Below are 18,293 nucleotides of genomic sequence, written 5' to 3'. Positions count from 1 at the left end.
AGCCTGGTAGGATTTATTCGGAGAGTGGTTTGCGCCCGCGGAAGGCGTGGGTCAGTGTGAATCCATCCACATAGCCTAGCTCACCACCGACAGGAATGCCGTGGGCCAGGCGAGTAATCAGGATTTCCCGGCCATCGAGCCGGTCGGCAATGTAATGGGCCGTTGCTTCACCTTCAACTGTCGGATTGGTTGCCAGAATCAGCTCAGTCACCCCTTCCCGGTTAACCCGGTCCAGGAGCCTCTCAACTCCGATTTCCTCCGGCCCCACGCCATCAATTGGGGACAGGTGCCCCATCAAAACGAAATAGCCACCCTTGTAATCCCCTGCCTGCTCGATCGCAAGGAGATCGGAAGGGCTTTCAACAACGCACAGGGTGCCATTGCTTCTCGATGGTGTTTCGCAGATACCGCAACGTTCGGTGTCTGCGAAATTCTGGCAACTTTCACAACGCCGGACACCGGTCATTGCGTTATTGAGCGCATCAGCGAGGCGGGAGCCCCCGGTTCGACCACGCTCCAGCAAATGGAACGCCATTCGCTGGGCGGTTTTCTGTCCGACACCCGGCAAACAGCAAAGGGACTCAACAAGTTCATCAACCAGTGGGCTGAACGCCATGCAAAAACCTCAAACGACTGCAGTTCAGAAAGAACGTTGTGCCTTAAAACGGCATTTTGAACCCGGGCGGCATACCCATTCCGGACATCATGCCCGACATTTTGTCCTTTTGGTTGGCCTCGACGCGACGAACCGCGTCGTTAACCGCCGCCGCCAGAAGGTCTTCCAGAATCTCCTTTTCCTCAGACAACAGTGATGGATCAATATCCACCTTCCGCACATCGTGGCGGCCATTCATAGTGACTTTCACGAGACCAGCACCCGCCTCGCCCGTCACCTCTGCCTTGGCGATCTCTTCCTGAGCCTTTTGCATTTCTTCCTGCATTTTCTGGGCTTTTTTCATCAGATCGCCCATATCATTCATCATGCTGCTATCTCCTGCTTATCTCTATCGGTCGGATACTCTCTTCGACTACCCGTGCCTCAAATCGTTCAACGATGGACTGCACCACCGGATCCTTTCGGATGGCCTCTTCCGCCGCCTGCTGGCGGGCTTTCCGACGACGCTCCTCATAGGCTGCAGGCGTATGGGGACCGGGAGCGCCCTGCTCTATGCGTAACTCAATGGTGTCGCCAAACCGACTTCTCAAGCCGGAAAGGATCTTTTCCTGGTGTCGGGCATTAAGCAACCGGGCGTGGCCGTCATCAATGGTGAGAACAACGGTTTCATTTTCCCAGGCCATGGCGCCGTGGCTGGCCAGGTTACCCGGCATGCCTACGATGTCCAGCGAACGAAAATCCCGTTCCCAGACAAATTCTCCTTCCTGCGCCTCCACCGGTGCACCGGGTACGAACTCAGGTTCAGCAGCGGATTGCGCATCCTCAGCCTGGGCGTCAAGACTGGCCAACCATGACTCATCGGGTGACGGCTCGGGCGGCACTTCCGGTTCAGGCGCTTCAGGTTCAGGCGATTCAGGTTCAGGCACTTCCGGCGCAGGCGCTTCAACAGCTGTCGCAACGTGGGCTGACGCCTTGGCAGGCTCGGGTTCGTCCCGGGGTTCGCTGGAACCTGATTGCCCGCCGGAGCTCACTGCAGGAGGCTCTCTCCTGTCTGCACCCGGTCGGAACGCCAGCATACGCAAAAGGGTCATTTCGAACCCCATCCGCGCATCCGGTGTGATCGCCAGATCCTTACGTCCCATCAACGCCGCCTGATAAAACAGCTGCGCATCTTCGGCGCTCAGCTTGCGGGCCAGGCTCCGAACCTGCCCGGCATCACCCAGGGCATTATCGGCGCTGCCCGGTACGACCTGCTCCATGGTGACTCGGTGAAACAGTGACAACAGATCGGAAAGAATAGCGCTGTAATCCGGCGCAAAATCGGAGATCCTGCTGATTTCTGCCAATAATCCGGGGCCATCACGTTCCACCAGAGCATTGACCAACCGCTCAACATCGCGCTGATCAATGGTGCCAAGCATGTTGCTGACATCACTGGCTGCCAACCTCTGGTTACCAAATGCAATCGCCTGATCCGTGAGGCTCAAGGCATCCCGCATACTGCCATCCGCAGCACGGGCCAGAAGCCAGAGGGCCGATTCTTCAAACGGGATTTCCTCCGCACCGAGCACGTGTTGAAGATGCCCTGCAATATGCTCGGGCGTCATTCGCTTCAGGTTAAACTGAAGACAACGAGACAGCACTGTCACCGGGAGCTTCTGGGGATCCGTGGTCGCCAGCAGGAATTTGACGTGATCGGGCGGCTCTTCGAGCGTTTTCAGAAAAGCATTAAATGACTGGTTGGTCAGCATGTGCACCTCGTCAATGAGGTACACCTTGTAGCGGCCGCGGCTGGGCGCGTACTGCACGTTATCGGTAAGCTCGCGCATGTCGTCCACGCCAGTGCGTGACGCGGCGTCAATTTCGATCAGGTCGACAAACCGGCCTTCCTGGATCTCTCTGCAGCTGGAACATTCACCACAAGGTTTCGGGGTAATTCCGGTTTCACAGTTCAGGCAGCGAGCCAGCAATCGGCCAATAGTGGTCTTGCCAACACCCCGGGTGCCGGTAAAGAGATAAGCATGGTGCAGACGCTGGCTTTCCAGGGCATGAATCAGTGCCTGAAGCACATGTTCCTGGCCCACCATATCTTCAAAAGTGCGGGGACGCCATTTACGGGCAAGTACCTGGTAGCTCATGTTCCATCAACTGCTGAGAAAAACGGCAATAACCTTAGCATGGACCTGCTTTGAGAAGAAGCAAAGATCATCCGTACGCGGTCGCAGGCGGGCACAGTCGAGGCAGGATAAGATCAGGAAATTACGGAGGAAAAGAGAAAATCTGGGGGTGACCCCACCAGCGACACTCCGGCACACAAATCCACCGCTTCGGCTGCTCCCTTCCGGGCCTGACCGGGTTCACGGTTTCATGTTGCGGAGGCACCAATGGGGCCACCATAACGGCGCTCCAGGAGATTCCCCTGAAAGCGGCGCGCATAGTAGCAAAAGGGCTGGTGGACTACAACGAGAAATCCAGTACTGGGCCGAAATCCTTTCTTAGAGGGGCAAAGGCACTTCATCCTGCCGGAACCAGCAAGCGAGGCTGTATCGGGTCCGGTTAGCCGGGAGAACCTCGTGGGGAACTTCCTCACTCAGAAACAGGGCCATGCGCCCCAACTCAGGCAAAACCTGGCCACAGACCTCGTTTTCACTCTCTCGATTAAACACCTGAAGCTCGCCACCATCCCCGGCCGCCCAGCCCTCGTTCAGGTACAGAACCAGACTGACAACACGGGAAGCCCGTCCCTGAAAGCTGTCCAGATGTTTTTTGTAAAAATCACCCGACTGATATGTCGCATAGTGAGCCTCAAACCGCTTTAAACCGAGGAACAATCGCCGATTCAGCTCCTCCCGCAGTCGGTCGAGAACTTTGAACAAAGCCGCCTGGGGTGGCGTTGCCCCCTGTAGCCAGGCAATTCTGTCCCGGCGCACTGAGCGATCGCGCACAAGATCCGCACCACGCCCAATACCCGCTTTTTTCATGGCGTCGGTCCGGTTGAGAATATCAACTTCTGCGGCCAGAGCCCGGAGCAATTCCATTCCCACCCACTCACGCCCATCCAGCGCCATCCAACCATGCTCGCTGAGACCATCAGCCAGTGTATCCAGCCATTGCTCGCACGCTGCGTCTTCCGGGCTGGCCAGTGACTTATTGATGGGCGTGATAACGTGATTAGGCATGGTGGGCTTCCCTGTAGATCTGCATGCAGTTTATGCGGAATTCTCGCCCGGACGTCAGTTTTAATTTACTCTCTTGGTAAGCAAATACCCTTAACCGAGTACGACCTCAGAAACCAGCCATGTCTGAAAGCAGTAACAGACCGCCAACCTCCCTGTCTCCCGGCCAATGGTCCTTCACTCGATGGAACACCATCGGGCAGCTGGAGGCACTGGAAATTCATCACCCGCTGTTTCGGGCAATCATTTTCCTTCAGGGAGCTCATCTGGCCCATTTTGCACCTCAGGACGAGGCAGACTGGCTTTGGCTGAGCAACAGGGCCCGTTTTGAGCCGGGGCGCGCTATCAGGGGCGGCATACCAATCTGCTGGCCATGGTTCGGTGATCCCGCGAAAAACCCACCTGAAGTCCGAAAAAGAATCCGAACCGACGCTGCCCATGGCTTCGCCAGAACCGCCCTGTGGAAGCTGGAAGACGTCCAGGAAAGCGCCCACGAAGTGGAAATCAGCTTGTCTCTCGACGCTAACGAGGATTTCGCAGATACCTGGAACGGGCATGCCCTGGCGCTCATTACCTTCAGCTTTTCAGTCAGAGGCTGCCAGCTCGCGCTGACCACAACCAACCTCGACAGCAGCCCTCTGTCGTTCAGTCAGGCTCTGCACACCTATCTCCCGACAACGGACATCACACGGACTCGCGTTCTGGGGCTGGGAACAAGCAACTACACTGATACGCTTAAAGACTGGGCGTATTGCTCCCAGGAAGGTCCAGTCTACTTTGACGGCGAAACTGACCGGATTTATGAAAGTGGCGAACCTGTGACCATTGTCACCCCGTCAGGCAGCCGCAAGCTGACAGCTGTAGGAAGCGATTCGACAGTGGTCTGGAATCCGGGGCCAGACAAAGCGGCAGGGCTTTCAGATTTTCCGGATACAGCCTGGAAAAACATGCTGTGCGTCGAAACCGCCAATGCGGCCGGAGACTATCGAGTGCTTAATGAAGGCCAGAGCCACACACTGGGCGTTTTCATCGGGCGAAAGTGACGACTTTCACGAATCCTTTAGCCAACAGGGAGTCAGCATGAGCCTGGCATCGTTTATTAAATCCAGACTGATACCTGCAGACCTCGACCAACACATTAACCGTATCCGAAAACCGATCGGAAGCCTCGGCTATGATCCCTGGGGATACAACAACGAGGTCATTAAATACGGCTTTGCCCTCACCAAGCAACTCTATGAAAAATATTTCCGCGTCGAGGCCCACGGAGTCGAAAACATTCCGGCCGAAGGCCCGGTACTGATCATTGGCAACCATAGCGGGCAACTGCCGATTGACGGTATTCTGGTTGGTTATGCCCTGGCTTCCCGTAAGGAAAAACCCCGAATTCCCCGGGCCATGATTGAGCGGTTCTTTCCCACTGTTCCGTGGCTTGGCAATCTGCTTAATGAAGTGGGTGCGGTGCTTGGCGACCCGGTGAACTGCGCGAAAATGCTCGCTAATGACGAAGCCGTTATTGTCTTCCCGGAGGGTATCCGTGGCTCAGGAAAGCTTTACCATGATCGTTACGAGCTCAAGCGCTTCGGCAATGGTTTCATGCACCTGGCGATGAAATACAAAGCCCCGATTGTTCCGGTTGGTGTTGTGGGCTGCGAAGAAACGATTCCCGCTATCGCAAACATCAAGCCTCTGGCAAAGGCGCTCGGCATTCCTTATGCCCCGGTGGCACTGCCGGTCGTGTTACCCGCGAAAGTTCACCTCAATTTCGGTGCCCCCATGTATTTTGATGACCTTGAGATCCCTGAGGAACAGGTCACTGATCGCGTTGAGACGGTGAAAGCTGAAATAAGCCGACTGATTGACAAGGGATTGAGCGAAAGGAAAAGGCTGTTCTGATGACCAAGCAACGCAGACCACACATACTGGTAACCGGTGCCGCAGGCGCTCTCGCCCAGAAAGTTATCAATCAGCTTCGCGATCACTGTGACCTGGTTGCCGTGGATTTTCGGGAGCAGGTCTACCTGGGAGATGACATTCCCAGCTACTGCATCGACTTCAACAAACGGGTCTTTGAAGATCTTTTCCGTCGCTATCAGTTCGATGGGGTGATTCACCTCGGTCGGATCCAGTCCAGTCAGCTCACCAGGATGCGTCGATACAACGCCAATGTGCTCGGCACACAGAAACTGCTGGATCTCAGCCACAAATATGGCATCAAACGCATCGTTGTACTGTCCACCTTCCACGTATACGGCGCCGTTGCCTATAACCCCGCCCTGATCGACGAATCGGCCCCCCTGAAAAGTGCCGGCCTCAGTGCAGATCTGGTGGACTCGGTGGAGCTGGAGAACCTCGCCAACATTTACCTCTGGCGCTACCCTGAACTGAACATCAGCATTCTGCGCCCGTGCAACATTGTAGGGCCCGGCGTGCGCAATACCATCAGCACACTCCTCGCCAGTGAGCGGGCACCCGTTCTGGCCGGATTTTCGCCAATGATGCAATTTATCCACATTGACGACATGGCCGATGCCATTGTTCTGGCATACAGGAAACCGACTCGCGGGGTATTCAACGTGGCGCCACAGGATTGGGTTGCCTACCAGCACGCCCTCAAGCTCTGCGGCTGCAAACGAATCCCGATCCCGTCCGTTCCCCCGCTTGTACCGAGGTTGATTCTGCGCACGCTCAAATTGCGGAGTTTTCCGTCGTACCTGATAGCGTTTTTCAAGTATCCTGTCGTTATCGACGGCAGAGCGTTCGCCAAGGAATTTGAATTCCAGCCCAAGCGGCCACTCAAGGAAATATTCCGGTTTTACAGGGATAATAAAAGGCCGGTTTAACGCCGGCTACGCTGTCTGGGAAAAGGGGACACTCTCGCAGGGAGCGAAGAATGTTAAACGACTTCAGTCTGATCAGTCATTCCGCAGCAGCCATAACGTTTGGCCTGCTCTCATTGCTATTGGCGGTGAGATACTTGCGGCGGGACGTCGATCGTGCCCTGTTTCTTGCCGCCCTGGTTACAACCTTGTGGGCATCGGCACTTGTTGCCCAGAGCCTGTGGGCGTTCCCCGGTTTCTTCACCCGCTACCTGCTTGAACTCCTTCGGGACGCTGCCTGGATCGTACTGCTTTTCGCAATGCTCAGGGACTCGTTTCGCCGAGGGAGCCTGACCGGTCAGCTGAAGCGTATTCTGGGCATTTCAACCATCGCCTTACTGGTTCTCTTGCTCGGTTTCGGCCTGCTTGAATACGCCTTCGGGTTTTCCATTCTTGATGGCAAGACCAAGCTCCTGGGCCAGATTGCGCTCTCGCTTCTAGGCCTTTCACTGGTGGAGCAGATCTGGCGCAATTCGCCTGGTTTTGGCCGCTCAAGCATGAAATACCTGTGCATTGGCATAGCCACACTCTTCGCATTCGATTTCTTCATGTATGCCGACGCGCTGTTGTTTGGCCATGTGGCGAACTCCTTCTGGAGCGCACGCGGGTTGGTGAACGCACTTCTGGTGCCCCTGTTTGCCGTCAACGTCGTCAATACCGTTAAACAGCCCGTTGATTTTCAGCTCTCACGCTCCGCCGTTTTCCACGCCGGCACCATGATGTTCGCCGGCGCCTACCTCCTCTTTCTGGCCATTGGCGGCTATTACGTTCGGGTCCTCGGGGGCGACTGGGGTGAGGCGCTTCAGGTTCTGCTCTCAACCATTTCTGTCACTTTCCTGATTACCTTGCTGCTATCCAGGCGTATACGGGCCAAACTGATGGTCCTCATAAGCCGGAATTTCTTCGACTACAAATACGACTATCGGGAAGAGTGGCTGAGAATGACCCGTGAACTGGCCGACCTGAGCAATGAGCCTCCCCTGCCTCAACGGGTTATCCGAATACTGGCTGGCTTGGTGGAAAGCAATGCAGGCGCAATCTGGCTAAAGGGTGAAAAAAACACCTACGTGCTCAAATCATCGATTAACGTCGCTACCCCCCGGTTCACGATCATCGATGAAGATGCCGAACTGGTGCGCTTTCTGAAAGAACGCGAATGGATTGTTGATCTACATGAATACCGCTCCGACCCCGTCAGCTACAACCTGCTCGAAATTCCCGATGCTATTGCCGGAACACCGGATGCCTGGCTGATCATCCCTCTTTACCTGGGCAACGAGCTCTATGGGATAGCCATGGTGGGCAACCCCTACGCCCGAGTGGAACTGAACTGGGAAAACTTTGACCTGATCAAGGTGGTCGCCCGACAGACCTGTAACCTGCTGGCGCAGGCCGATGCCCAGAGCCGGCTTTCACGCGCCATGCAGTTTGAGGCCGTAAGCAAGGCCTCAGCGTTTATGGTGCACGACCTGAAGACAGTTATTGCCCAACTCTCCCTGCTGGTCAAAAACGCACCAAAGCACCGTCACAATCCTGCGTTTATCGATGACATGATTCAAACGACCGACCATGCCGTTCGCAAAATGTCCAATCTGGTAGACCACATTCGCAAACCCTCTGACGGTCAGTCCAGTGATTCGGCATTGGTGGATCTCACCGGGCTGGTCAGAGAGCTTGCAGATCATTACAGCCGTCACCGCCCGGCTCCTCACCTGGAGGGAGACCCGCCCCGGACCCTGGTGAATGCCGACACCGAGCAACTGCGAAGCGTTCTTGGCCACTTGATCCAGAATGCCCAGGATGCCACACCACCCGACGGTGAAATCACCCTGACTCTCAAGAATGCCAAAGGGAATGTCGTGCTGTTTATTCAGGACACCGGCTCCGGCATGACCGAAGATTTCATCAGCGATCAGTTATTCAAGCCGTTCGAGAGCACCAAAGGCCTGACCGGCATGGGAATCGGCGCTTATCAGGCGCGGGAGTACATCCAGAAGCTTGGCGGGAACATCGACGTGACCAGCGAACCCGGTTTGGGCTCATGCTTTTCAGTTCGTATACCCCTCGCTGAACCGAGCGTTGAATCAATACCGGAAAACCAGAATCGGCTGATTTCCGACGGCTTCCAGCCCCAACAGAACGCCAATTAACTGACGCAATGTCACTCACCTGCAAACGATCATTGCAAAGTGTCAAAGTTCGGTTAAGAATCAGGACTGTGGGAATATTCAAAAAAAGGATTTGTTGCTGTTGTGAGTAGACGACTGCTAATCGTTGAAGATGATCCTGGCCTGCAAAGCCAGATGCGCTGGTGCTTCAGTGAAGATCTGGAGGTAACTGTCGCCTCGGACCGGGATTCCGCGCTTGCTGCCCTGAGACGCGTCGAGCCGGAGGTGGTAACGCTCGACCTCGGGCTTCCGCCAGACCCTGGTGGAGCCTCAGAGGGGTTTAGCCTCCTGGAGGAAATTCTCCGACTCGCTCCCATGACCAAGGTCATCGTTGTGACCGGGCGTGAAGACAAGGAAAATGCAGTCAAAGCCATAGGAATGGGCGCGTCAGACTTCTACCAGAAGCCTCTGGACGCAGACATCCTCACCTTTGTGGTAAACAGGGCATTCCGGCTTGCCGAACTGGAAAAGGAAAACCAGGCGCTTTGCAGGCAGGACAATGGAACCAACATCCGGGGCATTGTCGCTGCCAGCCCGCAAATGCTGACCATTTGTCGAACCCTCGAAAAAGTCGCCCCTACCGACGCCACCACCCTGATCACCGGTGAGACAGGCACGGGCAAGGAGCTCCTCGCCCGGGCACTGCATGAATTGAGTCACAGGGCCGACAGTCCGTTTGCCGCCATCAACTGCGCAGCCATCCCTGAAAACCTGTTGGAAAGCGAGCTCTTCGGTTTCGAAAAAGGCTCCTTCACAGGAGCGACACAGAGCAAGAAAGGTAAAATCGAGAACGCCAATGGTGGAACCCTGTTCCTGGATGAAATTGGCGACATGCCAATGGCGCTCCAGGCCAAGCTGTTGCGCTTTCTACAGGAACGGGTGGTTGATCGTGTGGGCTCGGTAAAACCCATACCGGTGGATGTCCGCGTTGTTTGTGCTACCCACCGTGACGTGCGCAAGCTGATTGATAGCGGCGACTTTCGTGAGGACCTGTATTACCGAATCAGCGAGATTACCCTCGACATTCCGGCGGTTCGCGAACGTGAAGGGGATGCTCTGGTCATTGCACAGTCCCTGCTGAAAACACTGGGCAAACAAATGGACAGGCCAAACCTCGCATTTTCCGAGGATGCCATCAACGCAATCACCAGCTATGCCTGGCCGGGCAACGTTCGGGAAATGATCAATAAAATAAAGCGTGCCACAATCATGGCTGAAGGCAAGCGGGTTACCTCTGAAGACCTTGAGCTCTCGTGCCCGGAACAAAGCCCCTCTGCCCTGATAAATCTGCGGCAGGTTCGGGAACAGGCCGAGAAAAAAGCGATTCTTCAGGCCCTACAGACATCCGGTTTTAATATGGCACAGGCTTCCAGGCTACTGGGGGTTACACGGCCTACACTTTATAACCTGACAGACAAGTACAAAATCGATACGTCTGCAGCAACCTCGGAAGTGTAGGTAATCCACGCAGCCCGCCATAACAACAAGCAGTTCAAGGAGTAGACGCTCATGACATCAAGGAACAAGACCTCCAACACCGTAACCCGGATCATACTTCTCAGCAGCCTCCTACTCCCTTTGCCTCTGCTCACAGGCTGCAACAACCAGCCAGACACATCCGAGGCGATCTCCCATGTAAATCGGGCAGAGACATACGCGGAACAGGGCCAGTACCGATCCGCACTTCTTGAAGTAAAAAACGCGATTCAGATGGAGCCGGACAATGTTGACCACATTGTCCGGCTCGCCAACCTTTATCTGGAGATCGGTGCAGTAAAAGAGGCATCAGACCTCCTCGCACCCTGGGTTGACGACCATACCGACGCTGTCGCGTTAACCCTGGCTCGAGCTTATGCAGAGCAAGGAAAACATTTATCAGCGATGGAAGCGCTTGCGAAACAGACTCCAGGTTCCCCCGAAGAGCAACTGGAAGCCGCACTGATTCGGGCCAAGGCACTTGGTGGGTCCGGCGAAGTGGCAGAAGCCCTGGCGCTCTATCAGAGCCTCGCCCAGGGCAACCCTTCCAACGTAGAGGCGATTGCCGGCGTACTCAAAACACATATCTCCCTGGGGCAACAGGCTCAGGCGGTCTCCGCAGCCGATGACTGGCTCGCCAAGCATGAGCAGGCCCCGGAAGTACTTTACTGGAAAGGCGTTGCACAGTACCGGGAGAATCAACTTGAAGCCGCTTCGGCGACGTTAACAGATGCCGTCGCCGTGCTCCCCACCTCGGATGTTTTCCTGCCGATTCGCCGGGACGTGCTAACGACACTTTCACGGGTTCTGACTGAACAGGGCAAAATTACCGAGGCCCAGGTTTACAACACTATCCTGGCGAAGAATATTGATACGGCTGCTCGCGAGCAGGCTGAAGCCGCCATTGCCGCCATCAAAGAAGGCAAGCTGGAGGACGCCAAATCGATTCTTCGCGACATGCTCAAGCTGAATCCGGACAACGAACAGATTTCCCTGATGCTCGGCGCCATTTCCGCAGGCACCGGCGAACTGGACGAAGGGGCGCAACTCCTCACTGAAAACCTGGACCCCGAGACCACACCGACCCAGTTCATCCGCGCAGCCACCATGGCGCAGATCGACACCGGAGATCGAGAGGCGGCCCTGAAGACATTAAGACGAGCAATAGAGGCGCGGCCCAACGATAATGAACTGCTCGCAATGCATGGCATCCTGGCGCTCAGTCTTCCCGAGCACCAGGACGAAGGCGTTGCCAGTCTGAGCAAGGCTATTGGCAACGAACCGGACAGGGTGCGCCTGAGGCTCGCCTTGGCCCGATATTACATCGGGCAGGAAAAACCTGAGCAGGCCTTGGCCCAACTGCGCATGGCGTTTACGTCGCAACCCGCCGAATGGACAACCACCGCCACCTACCTGAACCTCCTGATTCAGCAGGGCGAACAGAAGGAAGCGGCGGAAATACGCGACTCCCTCCTGAACGGGTATAGAGACCAGCCAGAGGCATTGTTGCTCGCCAGCCTTGCGGATGCTCAGCTCGGCAACCAGGCCGAGGCAATACAGCGTCTTGAAGAGCTGGCAAAAGAAAGTCCGGAACTTCAGGCCCCCAAAGTTGCCCTGGCAAGCCTTTATGCCCGTTCCGGCAATTCCGAGAATGCCGTGAATATGCTCATAGACGCTGCGACCATCACTCCGGATTCGATTCAGCCAATCCAGCAGGCCGGCCAGATATATGCCCGCGACCACTCCATAGCAGAAGTAAAAACCTGGCTGGCGGAAACTGGCGAGGCTCACCCTGAATTGAAATGGAGTACCGATACGCTGAGATCGCTGATCAGTATTCGCCAGGGAGAGCTCAAGGAAGCACGAGCCCTGTTATCCCAATGGCAAGATTCAGATGCCGCTCCGGTGAAACGCGCCATGGGCCAACTCCTTCTCGCAGAAGCCCAGTCTGCTGCCAGAGCCGGAGACTGGAGCACAGCACGCGCCAAAGCCGCAGAAGCCATTACCCTGGAACCGGAAAATCTCGGATTCGCATTGCTACCGGTCGGCATTGCCCAAATGGAAGGCGACCTGGACGAGGCCTTCTCCGCCCTGGATGGCGTCGAACAAAGCTTTGGTGAGAATGCCGCCATTATTCTTGCCAGAGCCAACCTCCTCAGACAGCAACAGGGCGCAACACCGGCTTACGATTATCTCCTCGAGCAATGGCAATCGTCCCAGGACACCGGGCTAATGCCATCGCTCCTTGCCCTCGCCAAATCCGAGGCCCCCGAGAGCGTTGATCAACTCACCGACAACTGGATCAGCAAAGAACCGGATAGTATCGCCGCGAACCTGGCGAGAGCCGAATGGCTGATGGCCAACAAACAGGAAATTGTTGCAGCCAATCACTATGAACAGGTTATTAGCAGACAGCCCGGTAATGTTACTGCCCTGAACAACCTTGCGTGGCTGCTTCGCGAAGAACAACCGGACAGGGCCCTTGAACTCGCCCAGAGAGCCAGTGAACTGGCTCCTCAAAATGCAGCAGTTCTGGATACCTATGGCTGGGTGCTGCACCTCAGCGGCAAGCACGCTGAGGCACGGGATGCCGTGGAAAAAGCCCTTGCACTCGCACCCGGTAATCCCGAGATCGAGGACCACCTCGAATCCATTAAAAAGTCACTGTAAAAAACCCTGACAACCCACCTATATCTGCGCACTCGGGAGGGCCGGAAAGTTACCAGACTCCGGCCCTACTTATCTTCTTGTCGAAATCCTTTACATCCCCTCATCCTCAATGTGACTTTCCACCATGATTTCAACATGTTATGGATTTGGCATGCTTATCGCATAAACACAGTTGAGGATCGGGGTTGATTCCCGGTCGGAGGCCAAACCATTCGTGAGAATGGGACGGAAAGCCAAGGATCTCTAAAACAACAAGAGACAGCCTGGTTGCAAAGCACACTACAGGGAATTAGAGCTAAACAACCGGAGAATACCCATGAAACTTAAACTTATTGCTGCTGCAGTGGCGTTGTTCAGTTGGACAGCTTCTGCAAGCGCTGTTTATGTAGAAACGAATGAAGCCAACGGTGAAGATTCGCTTCAGACAATTTTGGACGGAATTACTGTAGGTGGCTCTTCGTCCATCGACGTGAATGCGGATCAGGCTGACCCCGACGATGTCTGGACCAATACTGATTCTGGTATTTCACCTGTAAGATTCGTAGCAGAAATCGCCGGAAATGCTGGTATTAATTCGTTTGGCATCTACGACCCGAACAATCCCGGGACAATGTTTACGATTTTCGGTGGAGCTGCGACGCCGGGTGCGCTAGCTGATTTTGGTCTTGATTCCGATGGCAGTGTCTTCGCTGATCTCGGTGGCGGTTTTTCAGACACCGGCGTAGACTTCTCCTCCACGGACTTCGGCTTCTTCATGAGCACCGCTGGCAATACATTCTATTCCCAGACGCTTCTCAATCCTAATGGGGGAGACCAAATGGTCGCTTACCAAGGCGGGAATGGCGATAGCATTGATCTCCCAGGCTTTGGCAACCCAAGCCCTTGGACTGAAGGCGGATGGATTGTAGCCTTTGAGGATCAAATCTATAGCCAGAGCGACAAGGACTTTAACGACCTGGTTGTGTTTATCGAGTCAGCGGTACCAGTTCCTGAGCCTGGCACACTTGCACTGTTGGGACTTGGCCTTGCCGGTCTCGGTGCAGCCCGTCGTCGTCAGAAAGCCTGATATCGATTGGCAACAAATAAAGCCAGCTTCGGCTGGCTTTTTTCGTTCTAATTATTTGTTTTTCCTATCAGTGAAGTACACAATATTCCGATTGTGACAGTTGCAGTCTGATGGACGCCAAGATGTTAAGGAAAACATTAAACGACCTACCCCACTCACGCCCTTACCTGATCGTTACTGCGATAGCCGTTGTAGTCTTCTTTCCCACCTGGCTCCGATTGGCGTCCCAGTGGCTGGAGTTTGAGCAGGTCCTGGCTCATGGTTTGGCGACCGCAGTTATCTTTTTGGTCCTCATACTGATACACCCGCCAATTGCATCCCGGAATGAAGGCTCAGAATACTATCCACATCGCCTTTTCGGGGGACTGGTCCTCATAGCGGCGACACTAATCTGGGGCCTTCTTGAGCTTGTTCGGATCGACACCCTTGCCTTCCTGATGCTTCCGGTAGGTGTCGCTGCCGTCTCGTGGACGCTGCTAGGCTTAAAGAATACCCTAAGCTTCCTGCCTTATGTTCTTCTGCTGTCACTATCCTTGCCGGTATGGGCCGATTTCGTACCCGCACTGGTCTCCCTGGCCAGCACCGTCGTCAGTGCCATCGTTCGGTTGTTTGGAATGACAGCCCTGATCGAAGGTAACAGTATTACCTTGCCGTATGGCCGCCTGCTCATTGCAGATGGCTGCTCGGGCATTCGCTATTTCGCCATATCGATTTTGCTGGCCATGATGACGGCCATCCTGAACGACTACCGCTGGAAAGGCTGGATAGGGACTTTGGCCCTCGCCACTGCGATAGGCCTGATGGCGAACTGGGTTCGGATTACTATTCTTGTCGTGGTTGCCTACGAAACCAACATGGAAAGCGCATTACTCACAGACCACGAAACCATGGGATGGATCGTGTTTGGGGCGTTCATATTTCCGGCACTGTATTTTTCACCTGTGCGCAAAAGAAACGGGCAAAGTGCGCCATCCCTCAAAAGCGCTCGAATCCAAAGGCAGGGCCTGATTGCCGTCCTGGTAGCGATCGCGATCGGCCCACTCGGCCTCATACTCAGCCAGCCGTCAACAAGCTCACAGCCGGCATGGGATCTGACAATGCCCGAGCTTCAATTCAGGGAAAACCCAACTCTTCCTTTGCCAGTCACCCTACCGGACACGCTCACTGAACAGGTCTGGAGTTCAGGAGCCCTGTGGATCTCCCTGGCCCAAACACAAAAACAGAGCGCGGGAGACAAACTGGTCCCCTACCTGGCTAACACCTATGACAACTCGACCTGGCATATTGAGGAACAAGTCGCGCCAGGCCTGGCAATTTATCGGAATATCCTGAGTAGAGAACGTGTACTGATGGCACAGTGGTACCAGGTAGGCTCCCGGCAGGGGTGGAACTACCATGAAGCCAAACTGCTTCAGATTCCGGCTACACTTGGTGGAGAGACCCGTTTCGCCCTCGTTACCCTTCAAATGCCCTGTGGGCGGCGGAACTGCGAAAACGGTGTCAGCCTAGTTAAAGGGAAAATGGCTGAAATAGCCGAGTATCTGAGACCTTAGGATCGATGGCCCCTGCCTAAAGGACAGCTCATTCTTCCCACACAGCGGTGTACCCATGGTGAAACAGGCAACCGTCGGCTTTTTTTACACACCAATTGCGCATCCCCAGTGCTTGGGCCTGACATACTGTTTTTCTGCCTGAATTTGGCTTGCTATCAGTTGAGTTCAAAGTATTCTGAGAGTAGTAAAGCGAGTAGCTGCTGACATCTAATAAAGCACGAATCTTTAAAAAGACTTTGTAAGGGATTCGGAGACAAGAAAGGATTCAGGCTATGAAAGACAATGTTAAGTTCGGGGCTCTAAAGGAACGTGAATGGTCTCTTTTTTCCGAGAGAGGCGACTTTTTCTCACGCTGGTTTGGCTTACCGGTTTCACTGCGTATTACCCACCTTTACTTGAGATTGGGACTGAATGAAAACCATGCCTCTGTCTCTATGCTTATTACAGGGCTAATTGGCGCAGCGTTAATGATATTGGGCCCTTGGGGTATATTTTTTGGGTCATTGTTTTTATTACTCCACCACCTGCTGGACTACGTCGATGGTCAGATTGCAAGACACCACGGACGAGCCAGTGTAAACGGAGCTGTGTTAGACCGGTGGAATCACTTTGTTGTCGAAACTGCGACTTTCCCATGTCTCGCGCTGGGTTTGTATCTCGATAGCGGCGAAATCTGGCCATGGGTTGCGGTGTGGATCCTCTATATCTGGAATAGGTTTCGCGTGTTGCTGGCTCAACTCCCCGCAAATATCCTGTCGGAAGAATTATCAAAATATCCAGTCCTTGAACGAGAAATGATGCGTTCCAATCTTTTTACCGGACAGGCTCAGTCAAAAGGTCAGGGATCCGACACATGTACGGCTCCTGAAAGTGAAAAACGCTCATCACTTAAATCCAGACTCCGTTCAGCTTTTTCCAGGATTCGGGTCGCCAGTACATCCTATAACGGTTTTACCATACTACTCAGCTTGGGCGCAGCGCTCGATCTAATGGCGACGCATATCTTTTCACAAGATGGGATCATTGAAGCTCTAATCATGTTCCTGGCCGCGTATTCCATTGTAAACATCATGGATTACTCATGGACTTATATTCGCTCCGACAGAGTTGCGTCGGAGCTCTCCAGTCGACTAGAGAATTCTTTCAAATAATGACCAGCTTCTAGCCTCCGCCCCTATGTCCATTAGCTTGCAGGTCATCAAGAGTTCTGGATTATTACTTGGGTTACAGCTCATACACCGTGGGCTGGGCATCGTCAGCACACTGATTCTTGCACGACTACTCACGCCTGAGCATTTTGGTGTTGTCGCACTGGTCACAATTGCGCTTCAGTTCTTTGAACTGCTAGTTGAAACCGGCAACCAGCAATACATAGTGCAAAAACGTGAGCTGGATGATGAAGATCTCAACACTGCCTGGACTTTTGACTTCCTTTCGAAGTCCATAATTGCAGTATTGATCATCGGAGGATCTTCGGCGGTAGCTGAGTGGTTTAATGAACCAGACCTAACGTTAGCGCTCGCTGTCGCGTCTCTCGCGTTGCCTATCCGTGCTCTGAAAACACCGGGAATGCTTCGGCTTGCACGAGATATTAACTACAGGCCGCTTTTCAAACTGAGCCTTTGGCAAAAAGGCTTGTCCTTCCTGACGGTTGTCTCCATTGCGCTTGTTCACCCTAGTTACTGGGCGATCATCGCTGGCAACCTCGTTGCGGCCATTATCTACACCGTCGGCTCTTACCATGTAGAGGCCTACAGGCCACGCTGGTCCTTATCTAAGCTCAGTGAACAGTGGAACTTCTCCCAGTGGTTACTTTTGAGAGGGATCGTAGGGTTTACCCGCTCTCAAATAGATAATCTGATGGTCTCGAGAGTATTCGGTACGTCCCATCTGGGGGGATACAACCTTGTGAGGGAGGTCAGCCTTCTACCGGCACTGTCCGCCATTATTCCCATGAGTGAGCCCCTTCTCGCAGCAATTGCCAACGGCAAAGACAGCCCGTCAATACTCGCTTTTCGTATTCGCTTGAGCCTGGCGCTAATGATTACAGTCCTGATGCCCATTACTGTATTTATAATGAGCTATCCAGATCTTATCGTTCGCGTCTTACTGGGGCCCGACTGGAGTGATTACGGCCATCTACTTCAGGCCTTTGGACTTTTCTTCTTTACGTTCTGTCTCTTTGCTCTAATCAGTGATGCAATCATTGCCCAGGGACGCGTTAAACTGCTGTTCTGGTTCGACGTTATTTCCACCCTCACAATCATTCTGGTCCTCTGGCGCTGGGCAACACATAGCCTTGAGGCGATGGCGTGGTGGCGAGGTTGGCTCGCAGTGATAACAACAGCCTCACTCCTGCTTATTCTGGAGATACAAACTCGGGTTGATTTGGTTCGGCTAGCAGCTCTGTGTATCCCGGCATTGATAGGCTCTGTCTGCGGCATTTTCTCAGCCAATGCTGTACCGGTCGCAGGCGCCCATTTCCTTATCCAGTTTTTGGTGCTGGGGACGATCCATGTTGCAGTAGCCGCGATTGTCACTGTCGCCACTGGTTGGCTTTTTCTCGCACGCACTGAAGAATGGGGGCTCGTCAGTTCATCGCTGGTTTCTCTGGCACGGCGGACCAGGCCAAGTGGATAAAGAAACCCCAAAGCCAATCCCGGCCATAAAATGTTACTTTATGTTACCG

At 54.2% G+C, this 18,293-nt stretch carries 14 protein-coding genes, 1 other RNA gene and 1 riboswitch; of the genes, 10 read left to right on the top strand and 5 right to left on the bottom strand.

The window, feature by feature from the left end; genetic code table 11:
* Window positions 1-13: 13 nt before the first annotated feature.
* The 5 genes from recR to BKP64_RS04710 all read right to left on the bottom strand — a co-directional run bounded on the left by recR (window position 14) and on the right by BKP64_RS04710 (window position 3,684).
* Window positions 14-616, bottom strand: a complete 603-nt coding sequence (gene recR, locus BKP64_RS04730; protein ID WP_070966653.1) for a recombination mediator RecR — start codon at window positions 614-616, stop codon at window positions 14-16.
* A gap of 43 nt (window positions 617-659) precedes the next feature.
* The gene (locus BKP64_RS04725; RefSeq protein ID WP_070966651.1) at window positions 660-983 is read right to left on the bottom strand and encodes a YbaB/EbfC family nucleoid-associated protein; all 324 of its coding nucleotides are present in this window, start codon (window positions 981-983) and stop codon (window positions 660-662) included.
* A 4-nt stretch (window positions 984-987) separates the two neighbouring features.
* A complete protein-coding gene (gene dnaX, locus BKP64_RS04720; RefSeq protein WP_070966648.1) occupies window positions 988-2,754 on the bottom strand; it encodes a DNA polymerase III subunit gamma/tau in 1,767 nt (588 codons plus the stop codon).
* A gap of 152 nt (window positions 2,755-2,906) precedes the next feature.
* Window positions 2,907-3,003, bottom strand: an RNA gene (gene ffs, locus BKP64_RS04715) — signal recognition particle sRNA small type.
* Between the two features lie 108 nt (window positions 3,004-3,111).
* Window positions 3,112-3,684: a 2OG-Fe(II) oxygenase gene (locus BKP64_RS04710; RefSeq protein ID WP_418287604.1), complete on the bottom strand. Its 573-nt coding sequence runs from the start codon at window positions 3,682-3,684 to the stop codon at window positions 3,112-3,114.
* Window positions 3,685-3,914: 230 nt separating this feature from the next.
* Between BKP64_RS04710 and BKP64_RS04705 the strand changes: the two genes are divergently transcribed.
* The 10 genes from BKP64_RS04705 (at window position 3,915) to BKP64_RS04660 (ending at window position 18,244) form a co-directional block, all read left to right on the top strand.
* Window positions 3,915-4,835 carry a D-hexose-6-phosphate mutarotase gene (locus tag BKP64_RS04705; protein ID WP_070966645.1) on the top strand — a complete coding sequence of 307 codons (921 nt, stop codon included), beginning with the start codon at window positions 3,915-3,917 and terminating at the stop codon, window positions 4,833-4,835.
* Window positions 4,836-4,872: 37 nt separating this feature from the next.
* On the top strand, window positions 4,873-5,688 hold the full coding sequence (locus tag BKP64_RS04700; protein ID WP_070966643.1) for a lysophospholipid acyltransferase family protein: 816 nt from the start codon (window positions 4,873-4,875) through the stop codon (window positions 5,686-5,688).
* Window positions 5,688-6,635, top strand: a complete 948-nt coding sequence (locus tag BKP64_RS04695) for an SDR family oxidoreductase (protein WP_070966640.1) — start codon at window positions 5,688-5,690, stop codon at window positions 6,633-6,635. Before BKP64_RS04700 ends, BKP64_RS04695 begins: the two co-directional genes overlap by 1 nt.
* 50 nt (window positions 6,636-6,685) lie before the next feature.
* Window positions 6,686-8,821 (top strand): XrtA/PEP-CTERM system histidine kinase PrsK, encoded by a 2,136-nt coding sequence (gene prsK / locus BKP64_RS04690; protein WP_070966637.1) that lies wholly within the window; start codon window positions 6,686-6,688, stop codon window positions 8,819-8,821.
* A 102-nt stretch (window positions 8,822-8,923) separates the two neighbouring features.
* Window positions 8,924-10,297 (top strand): PEP-CTERM-box response regulator transcription factor, encoded by a 1,374-nt coding sequence (gene prsR / locus BKP64_RS04685; RefSeq protein ID WP_083329147.1) that lies wholly within the window; start codon window positions 8,924-8,926, stop codon window positions 10,295-10,297.
* Between the two features lie 51 nt (window positions 10,298-10,348).
* A complete protein-coding gene (locus tag BKP64_RS04680) occupies window positions 10,349-12,985 on the top strand; it encodes a tetratricopeptide repeat protein (protein ID WP_070966634.1) in 2,637 nt (878 codons plus the stop codon).
* A gap of 192 nt (window positions 12,986-13,177) precedes the next feature.
* A riboswitch (cyclic di-GMP riboswitch) is annotated at window positions 13,178-13,260 on the top strand.
* A 41-nt stretch (window positions 13,261-13,301) separates the two neighbouring features.
* Window positions 13,302-14,051, top strand: coding sequence for a PEP-CTERM sorting domain-containing protein (locus BKP64_RS04675; RefSeq protein ID WP_070966631.1), 750 nt, complete (start codon window positions 13,302-13,304; stop codon window positions 14,049-14,051).
* Between the two features lie 122 nt (window positions 14,052-14,173).
* Window positions 14,174-15,604 carry an exosortase/archaeosortase family protein gene (locus BKP64_RS04670; RefSeq protein ID WP_070966630.1) on the top strand — a complete coding sequence of 477 codons (1,431 nt, stop codon included), beginning with the start codon at window positions 14,174-14,176 and terminating at the stop codon, window positions 15,602-15,604.
* A gap of 272 nt (window positions 15,605-15,876) precedes the next feature.
* Window positions 15,877-16,755, top strand: a complete 879-nt coding sequence (locus tag BKP64_RS04665; protein WP_070966627.1) for a CDP-alcohol phosphatidyltransferase family protein — start codon at window positions 15,877-15,879, stop codon at window positions 16,753-16,755.
* A gap of 37 nt (window positions 16,756-16,792) precedes the next feature.
* Complete coding sequence (locus BKP64_RS04660) at window positions 16,793-18,244, top strand: oligosaccharide flippase family protein (RefSeq protein WP_227515507.1); 1,452 nt, start codon at window positions 16,793-16,795, stop codon at window positions 18,242-18,244.
* Window positions 18,245-18,293 lie beyond the last annotated feature (49 nt).

The organism is Marinobacter salinus, from assembly GCF_001854125.1.
Classification (GTDB): Bacteria; Pseudomonadota; Gammaproteobacteria; order Pseudomonadales; family Oleiphilaceae; genus Marinobacter; species Marinobacter salinus.
Note: the sequence above shows the minus strand (reverse complement) of the source record. Positions and strands in the feature narration are given on the sequence as shown.